Below are 14,426 nucleotides of genomic sequence, written 5' to 3'. Positions count from 1 at the left end.
TTCTACAACGCCGTTCAGGTGGCCACTCACTTCCACCTTGGCGTGATTTCCGGGTAACCTCACATTAGCCAATCGGTAAGGATTTCCCTGTGAACTGGTTCACACAAACTGAAAAAAATGCGTAACGCCCCGAATTTAGGTGAATTGCTCGGAAATGAGGCGTTCTTCCAGCCCATGCCCCGGGTCAAATAGGATACGGTGGCCAATCCCAGGTTCGGACCTGATTTCAACCCAGTCGATATCAGGGAAGGAAACAGAATCTGCATCTGCCATGACGGGGCGTTTGTCCGCGTCCAAGACATCAAACCGAACCTTCGCAATCTTGGGCAGGAGCGCACCGCGCCATCGGCGGGGTCGGAAAGCCGCAATCGCCGTCAACGCTAGAACGTCCGATCCAATCGGCAGGATCGGCCCGTGCGCCGAGTAGTTATAGGCCGTCGAACCGGCTGGCGTAGACAGCAAGGCTCCATCGCACATCAACTCCGACATGCGCACGCGGCCATCGACACTGATCTTCAGCCTTGCAGCCTGCGGGCCTGCTCGCAGCAGCGACACTTCATTGATGGCCAGCGCCTCGTGCAGCTTGCCTGACTGATCCATCGCACGCATCGCCAGCGGGTTGATGACCTCTTCTTCGGCGTCTTCAAGCCGCGCCAACAGGTCGTCTTCGTGGTATTCATTCATCAGGAACCCGATCGTACCACGGTTCATCCCATAGACCGGTGTATCAAGGTGCTGCATGTTGTGCAGGGTGTGCAACATGAAGCCATCACCGCCCAGCGCCACTACAACATCTGCATCGCGAGGCGCCGCGTTACCGTGTTTGGCCACCAGAATATCCCGGGCCGTTTGCGCCACTTTGACCTCGCTGGCAAGAAAGGCGATTCTCTTTTTCATGTTTTCCGGTTTCCGGTGCTGCACATTTGGTTCCGAAACAAACATACCTTTCCCCAATAGACCAGTCTTGACGCCTCAGCAGGCAAAATCGTCGCTTTAAGCCTTTTGCGCATGGGGCGTTTCCGATAGGAAATCCGCAAGTTTTACCCAGCCATGTGGAGCGCCCATGAACGCCAATATTCGTGACACCGGATTTTTCACCCAGTCGCTTGCCGACCGTGATCCCGAGCTTTTTGGCTCGATCACGTCGGAACTGGGCCGTCAGCGCGATGAGATCGAGCTGATCGCATCCGAGAACATCGTCTCTGCCGCCGTGATGGAAGCGCAGGGCTCGGTGATGACCAACAAATACGCCGAAGGCTATCCCGGTCGTCGCTACTATGGTGGTTGCCAGTTCGTCGACATTGCCGAGAACCTCGCCATCGACCGCGCCAAGCAGCTGTTCGGCTGCGGCTTTGCCAACGTACAGCCGAACTCGGGCTCTCAGGCCAACCAGGGTGTGTTCCAGGCGCTGATCAAACCCGGCGACACCATTCTGGGCATGAGCCTGGATGCGGGCGGCCACCTGACCCACGGTGCGGCCCCCAATCAGTCGGGCAAATGGTTCAACGCCGTGCATTATGGCGTGCGCAAGCAGGATAACCTGATCGACTATGATCAGATCGAGGCGCTGGCGAAAGAGCATCAGCCCAAGCTGATTATCGCAGGCGGCTCGGCCATCCCGCGCACCATCGACTTTGCCCGCATGCGCGAGATTGCCGACATGGTGGGCGCATACCTGCACGTGGACATGGCCCATATCGCCGGTCTGATCGCGGCGGGCGAACACCCCAGCCCCTTCCCGCATGCGCATGTTGCCACAACGACCACGCACAAGACCCTGCGCGGCCCGCGCGGCGGCATGATCCTGACCAATGACGAGGCGATCGCCAAGAAAGTAAACTCGGCCATCTTCCCCGGCATTCAGGGCGGCCCGCTGATGCATGTGATCGCGGCCAAGGCCGTGGCCTTTGGCGAGGCGCTGCGGCCTGAGTTCAAAGGCTACATCCAGCAGGTCGTCACCAACGCGCAGGCACTGTCGGATCAGCTGATCAAGGGCGGTCTGGACACCGTAACCCACGGTACCGACACTCACGTTGTGCTGGTCGACTTGCGCCCGAAAGGCGTGAAGGGCAACGCGACCGAAAAGGCCCTGGGCCGGGCGCATATCACCTGCAACAAGAACGGTGTACCGTTTGATCCGGAGAAACCGACCGTGACTTCGGGCATCCGTCTGGGCAGCCCGGCAGGTACCACTCGTGGTTTCGGCGAGACCGAATTCCGCCAGATCGCCGACTGGATCATCGAAGTGGTCGACGGCCTGGCCGCCAATGGCGAAGACGGCAACGGCGCGGTCGAAGCAAAGGTCAAGGCCGAGGTCGCGGAGCTCTGCGCGCGGTTCCCGATCTATCCGAATATGTAATCGGCAAAAAACGAAGGATTACGGCGCCTCCGAGGCGCCGTTTTTCTTGCTAAAGCTCAGTCCGAAACCAACGGCTCGGACGGATGGGATCAGACCTCGCCCTCGGCCTCTTTCAAGGCTTCTTCCAGCAGCTTTTCATTTCGCGCCTCTTCGATCCTGTTGATGCGATCCTCGGCCGAACGGCCGTCAAAGCGATATTTCACAACGTTGATCAGGCTGAGCGTCAGCAAAACGATGCCCATGCCCCAGTATCCTTTGGTGGCCAGCGGCACGTCCGTGGACAGATACAGAGAGATGCCCAGCAGCAGGTAAGCCACGGCCACGCCAGCACCGTTCAGCATCAGGATCAGGTTGTTTTCGCCACGATTGGTCATTGGAAGTCTCCTTAGTTAAAATACGGGTTTGTCAGTTTCAGGATTGAGCCTTGAGACGACTCAGAACATCCGCCGCACTGGAGCGGGTTTTGGGGCCATAACCGGCCTCTTCCATTCGCTGGGCCACGGTGCTGTGATCCAGACCCGCGTCGATCTCGCGTAGGATTTCGGATTGTTCGAACGGGTCATCCTGGGTCATGACACGGGCGATCAGCTCTTCAGCTTCTTCAGCAGGGCTGGTGCCACCCACATGACGGTTCAGCCGCTTTTGCAGCCCCTGCTCTCGTTTTACCGCACGCGCCGAAATTGCCCCCTGCTTGAGATCCAGGATACGGCGGTTGGCGGTCTGAACCGAATGACGCAGCTGCAGGATACGCGCCTCAAGCCGGTCAACGGTTTGCTGGCGCAGCACCAGTTCGTTTTCCAAATCTGCAACCGCCTGCGCGGCGCTTTGAACAAGATCCTGTTGATCATCCTCCAGCGCTTGACGGGCCCGTTCCATCAAATCTTCGATGCGGGTTTGCAAGGTTTCGATTTGGCGGGATTCGCCGCGTTGTTTTTGGATCAGGCTGGCAAGCGTCAGCTTGGCGGCCTTCAGGTTTTGGTCTGCCTCACGGATTTTCTGGTCAATTAGCTCAATGGAAAAATTATCGCGCAGACGGTCTTCGGCCCGAGCATTTGCACCACTCATCAGGGTCTTCAATGTATTGAACATGTGATCCTCCAAGTTCATGAACAACGTTCATAAAGTGGAGATAGCAATACCGTGAACGTCGTTCAAGTATTTACTGAACGTCGTTCATGAAACTATTTGTTTCCAATTCGTGAAAGAACCTGCGCAATCATGCGTTCGATCTGTTCCGGTGGAACGCCCGAGATACGGTTTTCCAAACCAAGGGTGACGATTCCGTGGACCGATGAGAACAATGCACGTGTCATCAGATCCATCTCGAACCGATCCAGTTCAGGGAACAATTCGCTGACGGGTTCGGCAATGAAAGAAAACAGCTCTTTCAATGCATTGCGATACCATTCCGGTACGGGGCCATCATCCGGCATCTGCAGGTCAAACAAGGCTCGCCATAAGTTGGCGTTTGCATCAGCGAAATGCAGATAGGCCGTACTCATGACAATCAGCCGTTGTACTGGGGGCTCGCTGCCATCAAAAGACGTTCCGACCGCTTGCCCCAGTCGTTTGAACGTGCACCCGTTCACAGCCATGACAATCGCGTTCAGATCTTCAAACACGTTATATATGGCCCCCAACGCGCATCCGGCGTCCTTGGCCAGATCGCGTGCACGTAGATCGCTAAGACCGTGTCGATCAATGCGTATCTCGGCGACCTCAACCAGTTTTTCGCGCAACTGCTCTCGCCGGATTTGTGCTTTGGTTGACATCGCGCCCTCGAATTTTGAACCACGTTCAGATCCCTGCGCATAGTCCAGAACCCGAGGTCAGATCAAGCCGCGCCACCACAGAAAAACCAGCAGCAGTGTCGTCAGTGCCAGCAGGTTAAAGGCCAATCCACCCAACATCCCCAGAAACCAGCCCCATCTTCGGTCAGCCAGATTGATTGCGCTGAGATGACCTTGCACCACCTCCGATGCGTGGTTCAGCTTGGGTGTGTCCAGAACCAGCCTCAGTTTGGGATGTGCAGCCATTGCCTCGGACCGGGCCAGCACCATGGCCTGTTTATAGACGCGTCGGGGAAGTCGCCGTTTGGCTTTTCGGATCGACGCCTCAAGCGTTTTATCCCGCACGCCAAGCTTGGCCCGCAACAAGGCCACGGTTTCTGCGATACGGGTTTGAATGTCTGGGTCTTGCGACATAGGGCGCCTCCTACCGCGCAATCTAGCGTCTGGTTCATGGACCGACAATGGGGCTGGTCGTCAGCGGTGCGCGCGAGTATCACTCGGGATATGCTGAATACGATTTTACATGGCGCGCCAACCGCCCTTCCCCCGCTTATTATTGCACATGGCCTGTATGGATCCGCCCGCAACTGGGGCGTGATTGCCAAAAGGCTTTCGGACGAACGGCAGGTTGTGGCCGTGGATATGCGCAATCACGCCCGCAGCGCGTGGGACCCCCAGCATGATTATCCCCATCTGGCGCAGGATATTGCCGAAGTGATCGAACAAGTTGGCGGCTTGGCCGATGTGATGGGTCATTCGATGGGTGGCAAGGCTGCGATGACGCTGGCGCTGCAACATGGGTCCTTGGTGAACAAAATGGTTGTCGCCGACATTGCACCGGTGAAGTACACGCACAGTCAGATCCAGTTCATCGAGGCCATGCGAGCGGTTGATTTTTCACGCATCGAACGCCGTTCGGACGCAGAGCAACAACTGGCAGAACTGGGCGTTGAAAAAGCGCTGCAGAGTTTCTTTACCCAATCCCTGGATATCAATGGGAAACGCTGGCTTCTGAACCTGGATGTTTTGGCGGACCAGATGCCCAATATCATGGGCTATCCCGATCTGGATGCATCGTGGGACGGTCCCGTGCTGTTTTTGTCCGGTGGTGCGTCGGATTATGTCCTGCCGGAACATCGCGACAAAATCCGCGCACTGTTTCCCAGCGCACGGTTTGCCAAGATCCCCGGGGCTGGGCATTGGCTGCACGCCGAGAAACCGCGCGAGTTCGAAGCTGCCGTCAGAACGTTTCTGAATGCTTGATCATGCGCCCTGATAAAGCCGCTTGGCGACCATCCAGGAGGCCGGTACAGCGATCACGGCCCCTGCCGCAGCGGCACCAACAATTGCACTGACGGAAACCAACCCGGCAGACAATACGGCGATTACGGCCGAACCCGACAGGGCAGTTGCGATCAGTGAATACAGCATAGCGGCAAGGCGAAACATGGCCGGGCTTCCTTTTGGTGACTTCCTGTCAAACGTCACACGATTCGAATGTATTTCGCTTTGATTTGGGTCAGATGCGAAATGTATCTGTGTCAGGAATTGATAAGCTCGCCGCCTCCGTTCACCCAATCCACCAGGCCGCCCAGGTTGTAGACCTGCTGATACCCCATGTCTTTCAGCAGCTTGCCAGCCAACGCTGCACGCCCACCCGAGGCGCAATGCAGAACGATGGGGCGATCTTTGCGCAGTTCCGGATCATGGGACTGCAGCGTGTCATCTGCGCGAAACTCCAGCATTCCTCGTGGGATATGATGCGCCCCCGCAGCGCGACCTGTGGCTTGCAGTTCCGTCGCATCGCGAATGTCCAGCAACAGCCCGCCCTGCTCCAGAATCGTCTTTGCCTGCGCGGTATCAATCCGCGCGACCACCGCGTTGGCGGCCTCCATCATGTCTTTGACCGTCACCGGCATGCGTGTTCTCCTTCACCTTACCCGGCAAGGGTTAACATGCGAAGTTTGGAAGGTGTAGCCGTGACGGACGCAGTTGCCTCAATGTTCACGAAACGCGCGCGACATACTGTCTGACACGGGCTTGGCGATATAGGCGGCAAAGGTCCGTTCTTCGGTCTGGATCATGATTTCAGCCGGCATCCCCGGCGTTGGAATAAAGCCGCTGACCCGTTGCAATTCATCCGGTGTCAGGGAAATGCGCGCCAGATATACTTCCTGTGGGCTGCCCGAGGTCTGTTCAGGCAAAGCATCAGCAGAAATATAGAAAACCTCGCCATACAACACTGGCGTCGTGCGCTGGTTCAATGCGATCAGACGGACCGAGGCTATCTGCCCTTGTACCACACTGTCGATTTCGGTGCGGGGAATCTGCGCTTCGATGATCAGAGGCGCATCGGCGGGTAAGATTTCGGCAATGGGTTCGCCGGTCTCAATGACACCGCCCGGAGTGTGGTAATGCAACCGTACCACCGTGCCGGTCACAGGCGCCCGGACCACGGCCCGATCCAGAACGTTGCGCGCCTGACGAGATTTTTCACGCACGCTTTCCAGATCGGCTTCGATCACGCCCAGCTCATCCAGCGCGGCTTCACGATAGGCAGATCGGGTGCGCATGATCTGTTCGTCGTATTTCAGCAGCATCTGATTTATTTCGGCAGCTTCAGCCTGCAAGCGCGCCTGCTGTCCCTCCGCTTCGGCCTGAACGCGACGAATTGTGTTCAAGTCACCCTTGCGAACCAAACCCTTTTCGTACAGCTGGCTCTTGGCCTCGTACTCCTCCTGCAAGATCTCGGCACGCCGCATCATGCTGTCCAGCTGAGCCTCAAACCCGCTGGATCGGATTTTCAACGCTTCCATGTTCCGCTCCAGCAGCGCGACATCGTTCAGAAGAGTCTTACGCGACACATCAAAGCTGAGCTTTTGCCCATCGAGAATAGTCATGATTTCGACATCGTCAGACGCCTCGATAAGGTCCCGAGAAAACACAAGGCGGTCGCGTTCACCGTATTCGGCCAGCAGCCTTTGGGTCATGGCTTGCAGGCGCAGTTTGCGGATGAACAGCTCGCGCTCATTGGCCTGCGCCGAGGTTTGGTCCAACGTCATCAGCACCTGACCGGCCTGAACCGACTGCCCTTCGACCACCTTGATATCTTCAATAATTCCACCCTCAAGATGCTGAACGATCTTATTGCGACCAGTGGCAACAAAACTGCCTTGTGCGATTACCGCGGCTGCCAGCGGGGCGCTGAAAGACCAGACCCCAAAACCACCAAAGCACACCAAAAGCATGACGAGGCCGATAGCGATCAGCCGGTTGATTGAGCGCGGAACCTCGGCATACCAGAGCTGAGGGTCATCGGCAGAATTTTTCACAGGTACGAGGTCATTCATGGTCAGCCCCCCTGCTGGCCTTCAATTCCGGTTTGCTTACGCGGCGTGTTGAGCTGTTGCAGAACCTGATCGCGCTGACCGAACAGGGCCACGCGACCATCGGTCAGCAGCATGATCTTGTCGACCACGTTCAAAAGCGTTGGCTTCTGCGTGATGACAACCACGGTGATCTTGCTTTCGCGCGCCTGTTCTATGGCGCAGGCCAGTGCCTTGTCCCCGGCGACGTCGAGGTTTGAATTTGGCTCATCCAGCACGACCAATCTCGGGTTGCCAAAGAACGCACGCGCCAGCGCAATGCGCTGTTTCTGTCCGCCCGACAAAGGCGAGCCATCTGAGGCCACTACGGTCTCATATCCTTGCGGCAGGGTTGCGATCATGTTGTGAACATCGGCCAGAACGGCAGCGTCATGAATTTGTTCGTCGGTCGCATCTGCCCGCATCCGGCCAATATTGTCCTTTATCGTGCCGGGGAACAGTTGAACATCCTGTGGCAGGTAGCCGATGCTTTCCCCGAACTGGCGCGGGTCCCAATTTCGAATATCCATCAAGTCCAGCCGCACACTGCCTGATGTAGGCAGAATGGACCCGACCAGCGTTTTCCCCAGCGTGGTTTTACCGGCACCGGAATTACCAATGATGGCCAGCGTTTCACCGGGAGTCAGCGAAAATGTGATCCCGTTCAAAACCACACGTTTGGTTCCACCGGGCACATATAACAAGCGTTCTACATCCATACGGCCTTCAGGACGCGGCAGGCGCAGCTTTTCGAATTGCAGGGCCGAGGTCGACAGCAAAGCCTTGATCCGCCCATAAGCCCCGCGTGTCAGCAAGTAGCTGTTCCAGCCCTCAATCGAGCCTTCGATGGGGGCAAAAGCACGCCCTGCAATAATTGAAGCAGCAATCACCATCCCGCCGGTGATCTCTCCTTGCAACGCCAGATACGCACCCCAGCCCAGAATTCCGATTTGAGTCAGCAGCCTGACAGCCCGTGAGATCGCCGCAAAGATCACGTTTCGGTCCTGCGCACGCACCTGCCATGTCAGCGATTGGGCGGTGTCGCGACCCCAGATCTGCACAGCTTCGGGGATCATGGCCAGCGCGTTAATGATCTGGCTGTTGCGTGACATCGAATCCAGATGCAGGTTCGCCAGGGATTGCGCCTTGTTGGCTTCGGCAAAGGGTTTGGCCGTCATTTTCTGGTTGATCAGGGCAATCGTCATCAAGAGCAGCGCGGTCACGATAACAATCATGCCCAGCTGCGGATGCACCAGGAAAATCATCAGGATGAACAAGGGCGCGAAAGGTACGTCCAGGAAAGAGATCAGAGTACCCGACACCATAAAGCCGCGCAGTTGCTGCAAGTCGCCAAGCGTCTGATATTCGCGCCCATTGCCGTGCAACGAGGCATGGGCCGCAGCGCTTAGCACCGGCGCGCCCAGGCGGGCCGCCACTTCGACCCCTGTGCGCATCAGCATGAACCGGCGCACCGCGTCGAAGGCCGACTGAAAGATCACCGCGCCTGCGACGATTGCGGTCAGCATGATCAGAGTGTCCAAAGACCGGCTGGTCAGAACGCGGTCACTGATCTGAAACAGATAGATCGGGATCGCCAGGATCAGGATGTTGGTGGCGCATGTCAGAACCAGCACAAAGGCAAGGTTGCGCCAGATCGCCCGGATCGACACACGCAGGGTGCGTTGAAAATCCTCGGGCGGGGTGCGCTTGTGAAAAGTTTGGGGTGGCCCTTTGCCATCACCGCCGCCGGTCTGATTATGCAGCAGTGGCTGGTTCGCCTCGGCCTCGATCGTGGTGCCCATGCGATTTTCGCCGGCTGCGCGAGCAGAGGGGGTCTTACGCGCAGTCGTTTCCTCGGCGGTTGACTGATCGGGACCACCAGCGTCGGCCACCCCATGGCTGCCACCCGCTGGGTCCTTGTCTTGAGCGGGTCGCGGCTGCGCACGCCGATGGGGAGGATCAGCGCGCAGTTCTTCGCGTGAGTGTTGTTGTTCTTCGGATTGCTTCATTGTCTCAGATTCAACTGAAGTGTTCGGGTCCGGGTCTGACACACGCATCTGTTGTGTCAGATGCAAACGTGGTGCCGGTCTTGGCCCTTGGGGCACGGGTCTTACCCTTTCGCCAAGACTTTGGTTTTGCGGCCCTCCTCCGCCCTGCCTGTCCAGCGGGCTGGACAAATACGGGCGGCGCGACGTGAATACGATCGACATTTATTAACCTTTTGGTCACTCGGTAAAAATACGGGAAAAATCAGACCAGCAAGGTTTGCAGGCCATCGTCGTTGGTCGTGGGATCGGTTGTTGGAGAGGTTAAAGCCAACGCAGCATCAGGCTGCGCGATGCTCATATCGCTCATTATGGCGGCGATGGCTTCATTGGTCATTGTCGTTATGTCTTCGTTGTTCGGCATATCCAGCAGGCTGGCCTGATGCAGCATCAGATCGGAATATGCCCCGTTGGCGGCCATGATTGTCGAATCCACACCCATCTTGGTCACACTTGCGCTGTTCAACAGGGCGTTGCTGCCAGCCACCACCTGTGTCTGGGGCGCATCAGGGCCGGACAGTTCGATGTCATCCTGATCCTGCATTACGGTGGTCTGTTCGACGACGTTCACCTGCAACAGATCTCCGTCGATCTTGAGAACGCGTATCTGCTCCATTCCAGCGAAATTGGGATCATTCAACAACGCATCCTCAAGCGCTGCTATGTCGTCATCAGCCAGTGCCATGGTGTCAGACATTTCGTGGGACATGTCCTGATAGGTATCGTCCCCGACCGTTTTGACAGAGGCTTCGTTCATGACCAGATTTTCGTCGTCCCCGGCCTCGTCTCCGTCCGCTGCCGGGTCCATGCCGCCGCTGATGACGTCGTCATCCACCAACACGATCGTCTGGTTTACAACGTCTACCGAGATCATGTTTCCGTCGATGATGATCACATCATAGTAATTGCCCAGCTGGATCAGGTCAGAGACATTGTACATTTCGTTGTCGCCCAGCGCGTACACGGTCGACGAAGCTGAAATCTCGGTCTCGATTTGGTCGATATCCGTAGCATCGATATCTTGCTTGATGAAATTTGCGACAACCAGATCACCCTGAACATGGTCGACGATGACAATCGGTGCCGCACCCGCAGCGCCAGACGTTGCACCAAGCCAAGGTGCTGTTTTGGATTCGACCTCGATTTGCGACGTCTGCACGATGTTGGTGCCACTGCCTGTTCCCGGAGCACCTTGATCCCAGTCGGAAACAACTGCGACCTGGCTAATGGCAGTCAGGCTAACCGCCTGCCCTCCTACGGCAATGATTGGGGCATCCACCCAGGCGACGGTCGCCGCCATTGCATTGATTGCCACGTTGCCGCCGGTCACGACCAAATGCCCGTCATCAAATTCGGGGTCTTTTGACTGATCCCATTCATCAGGAAACGGAAGTTCAGCTGAGTCACTTGTATCTTCGGGCTGGTGGAATTCGGGTAACAGGTCTTTCCATACCGGTGCGTCTGCCACGTGTTTGCCATTGACGATCACACCCAACGCTTCACTGCCGTGAAACTGGTGCACCGTCACGCCCTCTATGTCTGAGGTCATCGGGGTCATCATCTGTTCGGCCAGCGCGTCGAGCATTTCCGTCGATTGGTAGTCCGCGAGTGAAAAAGACGGCGCGGCAACCGCGTGCAGCGACAGCGCCATGTCCAGCATCTGCTTACCCTGGGCCATAAGCGTCTCGGGATCCCGAAAATCGCCCTCGCCCACAACGTCATTGTCGCGCATGAAAACAGTCTGCACGGTGACGGTTACTGCTGATCCTAACGGTACTGTTTCTGGCGGTAGAATGATCAATTCGACAAAGGAAGACGGGCCAGTATCGCCTGCTTCGCTCTCTGGCACAAAACGAACGGGTTGCCCGGGGCCGTCGACAATAATCACCGATTCCGACACCGGCACACTGGGCGCATTCGGCAGCGGCATTTCGGGGTCAGAAGGTTGAAAGCTGTAGGGCAGCGCTTTGTACACACCCGCAGGAATATCCAAATCTGCCTTGATATGGATCGAGGCCGGATCTTCCAGCCCCTCAATTTCGGCTTTGCGCCTGAGCGCTGTAAATTCCTCGTACTGATCCCTCAGCCGGGACTGTTCGATTGTAAGCTCAAAAGCTCCAACAAAATGCGCTATCGTTTCAGAAATACTGTCAAGGGCCATGTCGGTTTTCCTTTACACCCGTGTCGGCAAAAATTTCCGCTTTGGGTCAGTTGGGCCGAGGCCGCGATTTACGGCCTCGGCAGTTTTGAAAGATCAACGGGGCCCGAAAATACGAACCCCGCTATTTGACTTAAACGTCAGTGTCGTCGCTTGCAGACGAAACGTTCATCGAGCCGCCAACCATGGTCGTATCGACCGAGTTGCCAAGCACGTTGGCACCCATAATGATCGACTGGTTGAAAGCCGAAGTATCGACCACTGCCGCAGCCGAGGCATAGGACTCGCCGGTCACGATACCATCGCCACCATTGTTCGCGCCCCACGTTCCGCCATTGCCGCCTGCTCCACCGTCGCCGGAATAGGCCCCGGCCGCGCTGCCGCCCGTGATGGTGCCACCCATGGTGTCACCCGAGGTTGCGCTGCCCATCGAGGCTCCGCTGGTTCCGCCATTTGCGGCTGACGCGCCACCGGCACCACCAGCACCCGAGTTGGCTGCACCCGTTGCGTCACCAGATCCGGTCGAGGTCGCATCGTTGTCAGAGCTACCCGCGCCACCATATCCGGCAATCGCTTCGGCCAAGCTGTCAGCGGCACCATTGGTGTCCGCATCTCCGAATACATCAGCGGCTCCGCCATCACCTGCGGTATTGGCCGCATCAGCAGATCCCGCACCGGTGCCGCTTGAGGTAGACGTCGGAGTTGTGCTGCCACCTGCTCCACCGTCACCATCAGCAGCCGATGTTCCGGAACCCATTGCATCTGCTGCGCCGTCGGCTGTATTCGAACCGCCGTCACCGCCGCTGCCATCCGTAGCTTGCGAATTGCTGGCTGAACCGTTCACGTCACCTGGACTCTGGTCGATATCCGGTCCGCTTGCCGACTGATCACCAACGCCCTGGGCGTCGGAAGTTGCGTCCGCTGTTCCACCGGAACCATCGCCACCCGAGCCATCGCCAGCCGTACCATCACCGCCAGAACCATCTCCTCCGGTTCCGTCGCCGCCGGTTCCGTCACCGCCTTCGCCGGGTTCGGCATCAATCATGCCAAGCTCTTCCTGCAGTTCCATGATCGCGGCTTCAAGCAACGCGGCAAAGCCACCTTCGCCGTCACCACCGGTTCCGTCACCACCTGTTCCGTCACCACCGGTTCCATCACCGCCTGTGCCGTCACCACCGGTTCCGTCACCGCCTGTGCCATCAGCCGAGCTGTCCGCGCCACTGTCTGCGGTGCCATCAGCAGTGTTATCACCCGCAGTGGCGTTATTGGCTTCGGTGTCGCTGTCGCTGGTGTTCGAGGCTGAACCTTCTGTCGCAGCGCTACCGTCACCGCCGTCTGATCCGGACGCATCCGTGGCATTGTCCGCCGTACCGGTACCGGTTCCGGTTGAATCGGAATCACTGTTGCCGCCATCTGCGTTGCCCGATGAGCTTGCTCCTGACAGGCCAAGGCCCAGACCCAGACCAAACGAATCCGCGCTGCCACCGGCACCGCCAGTACCAACGCCATCGGCGCTCGTGCTGCCATCGTTGTCCGAAGAAGACGAGCTGTCAGCAGCACCGCCATTGCCGCCCGAGCTGTCGCCCGTCGCGCCGGCTTCGGATGTCCCCACGCCCATGCTTGAGTTGGACGCGTCACCCGAAGAGCCTCCGTTTCCGCCGTCCGAGTCCCCGTCAGCACTGCCGGTATCGCCACCAGCGGCCCAGGCATGGCTGCCCAATGTTGACGAGTCTGCCGCGCCACCAACCGTGGTGCCTCCGTCGCCAGAGTTTCCGCCATCCGCATTCGCTCTGATACCTTCAGCTGCCGTGGCAGTACCGCCATTGGCGTTGCCGTTCTGGGTAAAGCCCGCATTGTTCGACACGGTCGCTGAATCCAGTGTGTCATCATCACTTAAGCTGGCAACCTGGTTGTTGACGGATGACATGGCCGTACCGGCACCATCCATCGAGATGTCCAGATTCATGTCATCGCCGGGATCATAGGTCAGGTCGCGGCCTGCGGTGATCACATCACCAACTGTTGCCGAGTCCCCAAGATCCAGATCGACCTGGTCATCGTCACGCGGAATCCACTCACCACCACCAAAATCGATATTGATGGCGTTGTTGTTCGAGTTGTCGTTGCTGTCATCACCAGCATCCAGCGTCTGCGACTGGTCTTGACCCTGATCCTGGCCCTGGTCCTGACCTTGGTCTTGACCCTGATCCTGACCCTGTTCCTGGCCCTGATCCTGACCTTGGTCCTGATCCTGACCCTGATCGTTCGAGTTGTCGACATTCTGATCTTGCTGCTGTTGTTGCGCTGTCAGATCGGCCTCGACAAAGGCTTCCTCTACAGGAATTTCAACATTGACCGGAGCATCCAGATTTTCGACGTTAATTTCATCGACGGTCGTTACATTGGTATTATTTGTATTGCGTCTCATGACAAAATCCCATTTCTGGAACGCCAGACCGCCATTCATCTACAAAGCGGTATCAGGCGCGGTTGAAACAAAATAAACCACACGCAGCGAGACAAGCGCTGAATGCGGACGTTGCGTGTTTATTCGAGGCCACCTCCTTTCCCGGTTAAACCGAAAGCGTGACCCCCTAAAAACAAAGCTGAAATAAGCAAGGATCGGTCACGTCAGGGACAGACACTTCAGAAATTGAAGCTTGACCATGTTCGCAGCGACGAAAGCCTGCGGCTAGCTGACTGAAAGTA

At 57.4% G+C, this 14,426-nt stretch carries 13 protein-coding genes; 2 read left to right on the top strand and 11 right to left on the bottom strand.

Annotation, left to right across the window (positions count from 1 at the left end; all coding sequences use genetic code 11):
- Positions 1 to 135: 135 nt before the first annotated feature.
- The gene (locus AC2FJZ_RS01485) at positions 136 to 897 is read right to left on the bottom strand and encodes an NAD kinase (protein ID WP_496667424.1); all 762 of its coding nucleotides are present in this window, start codon (positions 895 to 897) and stop codon (positions 136 to 138) included.
- Between the two features lie 166 nt (positions 898 to 1,063).
- Between AC2FJZ_RS01485 and glyA the strand changes: the two genes are divergently transcribed.
- Positions 1,064 to 2,359, top strand: a complete 1,296-nt coding sequence (gene glyA, locus AC2FJZ_RS01480) for a serine hydroxymethyltransferase (protein WP_496775837.1) — start codon at positions 1,064 to 1,066, stop codon at positions 2,357 to 2,359.
- Between the two features lie 89 nt (positions 2,360 to 2,448).
- Here glyA and AC2FJZ_RS01475 read toward each other — a convergent pair whose 3' ends face one another.
- The 4 genes from AC2FJZ_RS01475 to AC2FJZ_RS01460 form a co-directional block, all read right to left on the bottom strand.
- Positions 2,449 to 2,733 (bottom strand): YiaA/YiaB family inner membrane protein, encoded by a 285-nt coding sequence (locus AC2FJZ_RS01475; RefSeq protein ID WP_050603282.1) that lies wholly within the window; start codon positions 2,731 to 2,733, stop codon positions 2,449 to 2,451.
- Between the two features lie 37 nt (positions 2,734 to 2,770).
- Positions 2,771 to 3,448: a PspA/IM30 family protein gene (locus AC2FJZ_RS01470; RefSeq protein WP_496775836.1), complete on the bottom strand. Its 678-nt coding sequence runs from the start codon at positions 3,446 to 3,448 to the stop codon at positions 2,771 to 2,773.
- A 92-nt stretch (positions 3,449 to 3,540) separates the two neighbouring features.
- A complete protein-coding gene (locus AC2FJZ_RS01465; protein ID WP_496775835.1) occupies positions 3,541 to 4,131 on the bottom strand; it encodes a TetR/AcrR family transcriptional regulator in 591 nt (196 codons plus the stop codon).
- Positions 4,132 to 4,188: 57 nt separating this feature from the next.
- Positions 4,189 to 4,563, bottom strand: coding sequence for a hypothetical protein (locus tag AC2FJZ_RS01460; RefSeq protein ID WP_050603279.1), 375 nt, complete (start codon positions 4,561 to 4,563; stop codon positions 4,189 to 4,191).
- A 90-nt stretch (positions 4,564 to 4,653) separates the two neighbouring features.
- Here AC2FJZ_RS01460 and AC2FJZ_RS01455 point away from each other — a divergent pair, with 90 nt between their 5' ends.
- A complete protein-coding gene (locus tag AC2FJZ_RS01455) occupies positions 4,654 to 5,412 on the top strand; it encodes an alpha/beta fold hydrolase (RefSeq protein ID WP_496775909.1) in 759 nt (252 codons plus the stop codon).
- On the opposite strand, the gene AC2FJZ_RS01450 is transcribed toward AC2FJZ_RS01455, so the two are convergent.
- From AC2FJZ_RS01450 to AC2FJZ_RS01425, 6 genes are all read right to left on the bottom strand, one after another.
- Positions 5,413 to 5,598, bottom strand: a complete 186-nt coding sequence (locus AC2FJZ_RS01450) for a hypothetical protein (protein ID WP_050603277.1) — start codon at positions 5,596 to 5,598, stop codon at positions 5,413 to 5,415.
- Between the two features lie 92 nt (positions 5,599 to 5,690).
- On the bottom strand, positions 5,691 to 6,068 hold the full coding sequence (locus AC2FJZ_RS01445) for a rhodanese-like domain-containing protein (RefSeq protein ID WP_050603276.1): 378 nt from the start codon (positions 6,066 to 6,068) through the stop codon (positions 5,691 to 5,693).
- Between the two features lie 78 nt (positions 6,069 to 6,146).
- A complete protein-coding gene (locus AC2FJZ_RS01440; protein ID WP_496775834.1) occupies positions 6,147 to 7,499 on the bottom strand; it encodes an HlyD family type I secretion periplasmic adaptor subunit in 1,353 nt (450 codons plus the stop codon).
- A gap of 2 nt (positions 7,500 to 7,501) precedes the next feature.
- Entirely contained in the window at positions 7,502 to 9,724 is a 2,223-nt protein-coding gene (locus AC2FJZ_RS01435; protein WP_496775833.1) for a type I secretion system permease/ATPase, read from the bottom strand.
- A gap of 40 nt (positions 9,725 to 9,764) precedes the next feature.
- A complete protein-coding gene (locus tag AC2FJZ_RS01430; protein ID WP_496775832.1) occupies positions 9,765 to 11,720 on the bottom strand; it encodes a type I secretion protein in 1,956 nt (651 codons plus the stop codon).
- 130 nt (positions 11,721 to 11,850) lie between these two features.
- The gene (locus AC2FJZ_RS01425) at positions 11,851 to 14,145 is read right to left on the bottom strand and encodes a hypothetical protein (protein WP_496667432.1); all 2,295 of its coding nucleotides are present in this window, start codon (positions 14,143 to 14,145) and stop codon (positions 11,851 to 11,853) included.
- Between the last annotated feature and the right edge of the window lie 281 nt (positions 14,146 to 14,426).

The sequence above is a fragment of the Ruegeria sp. CDSA079 genome (assembly GCF_059612245.1).
The sequence above is the reverse complement of the archived record's forward strand: the minus strand, read 5'-3'. Positions and strand labels throughout refer to the sequence as shown.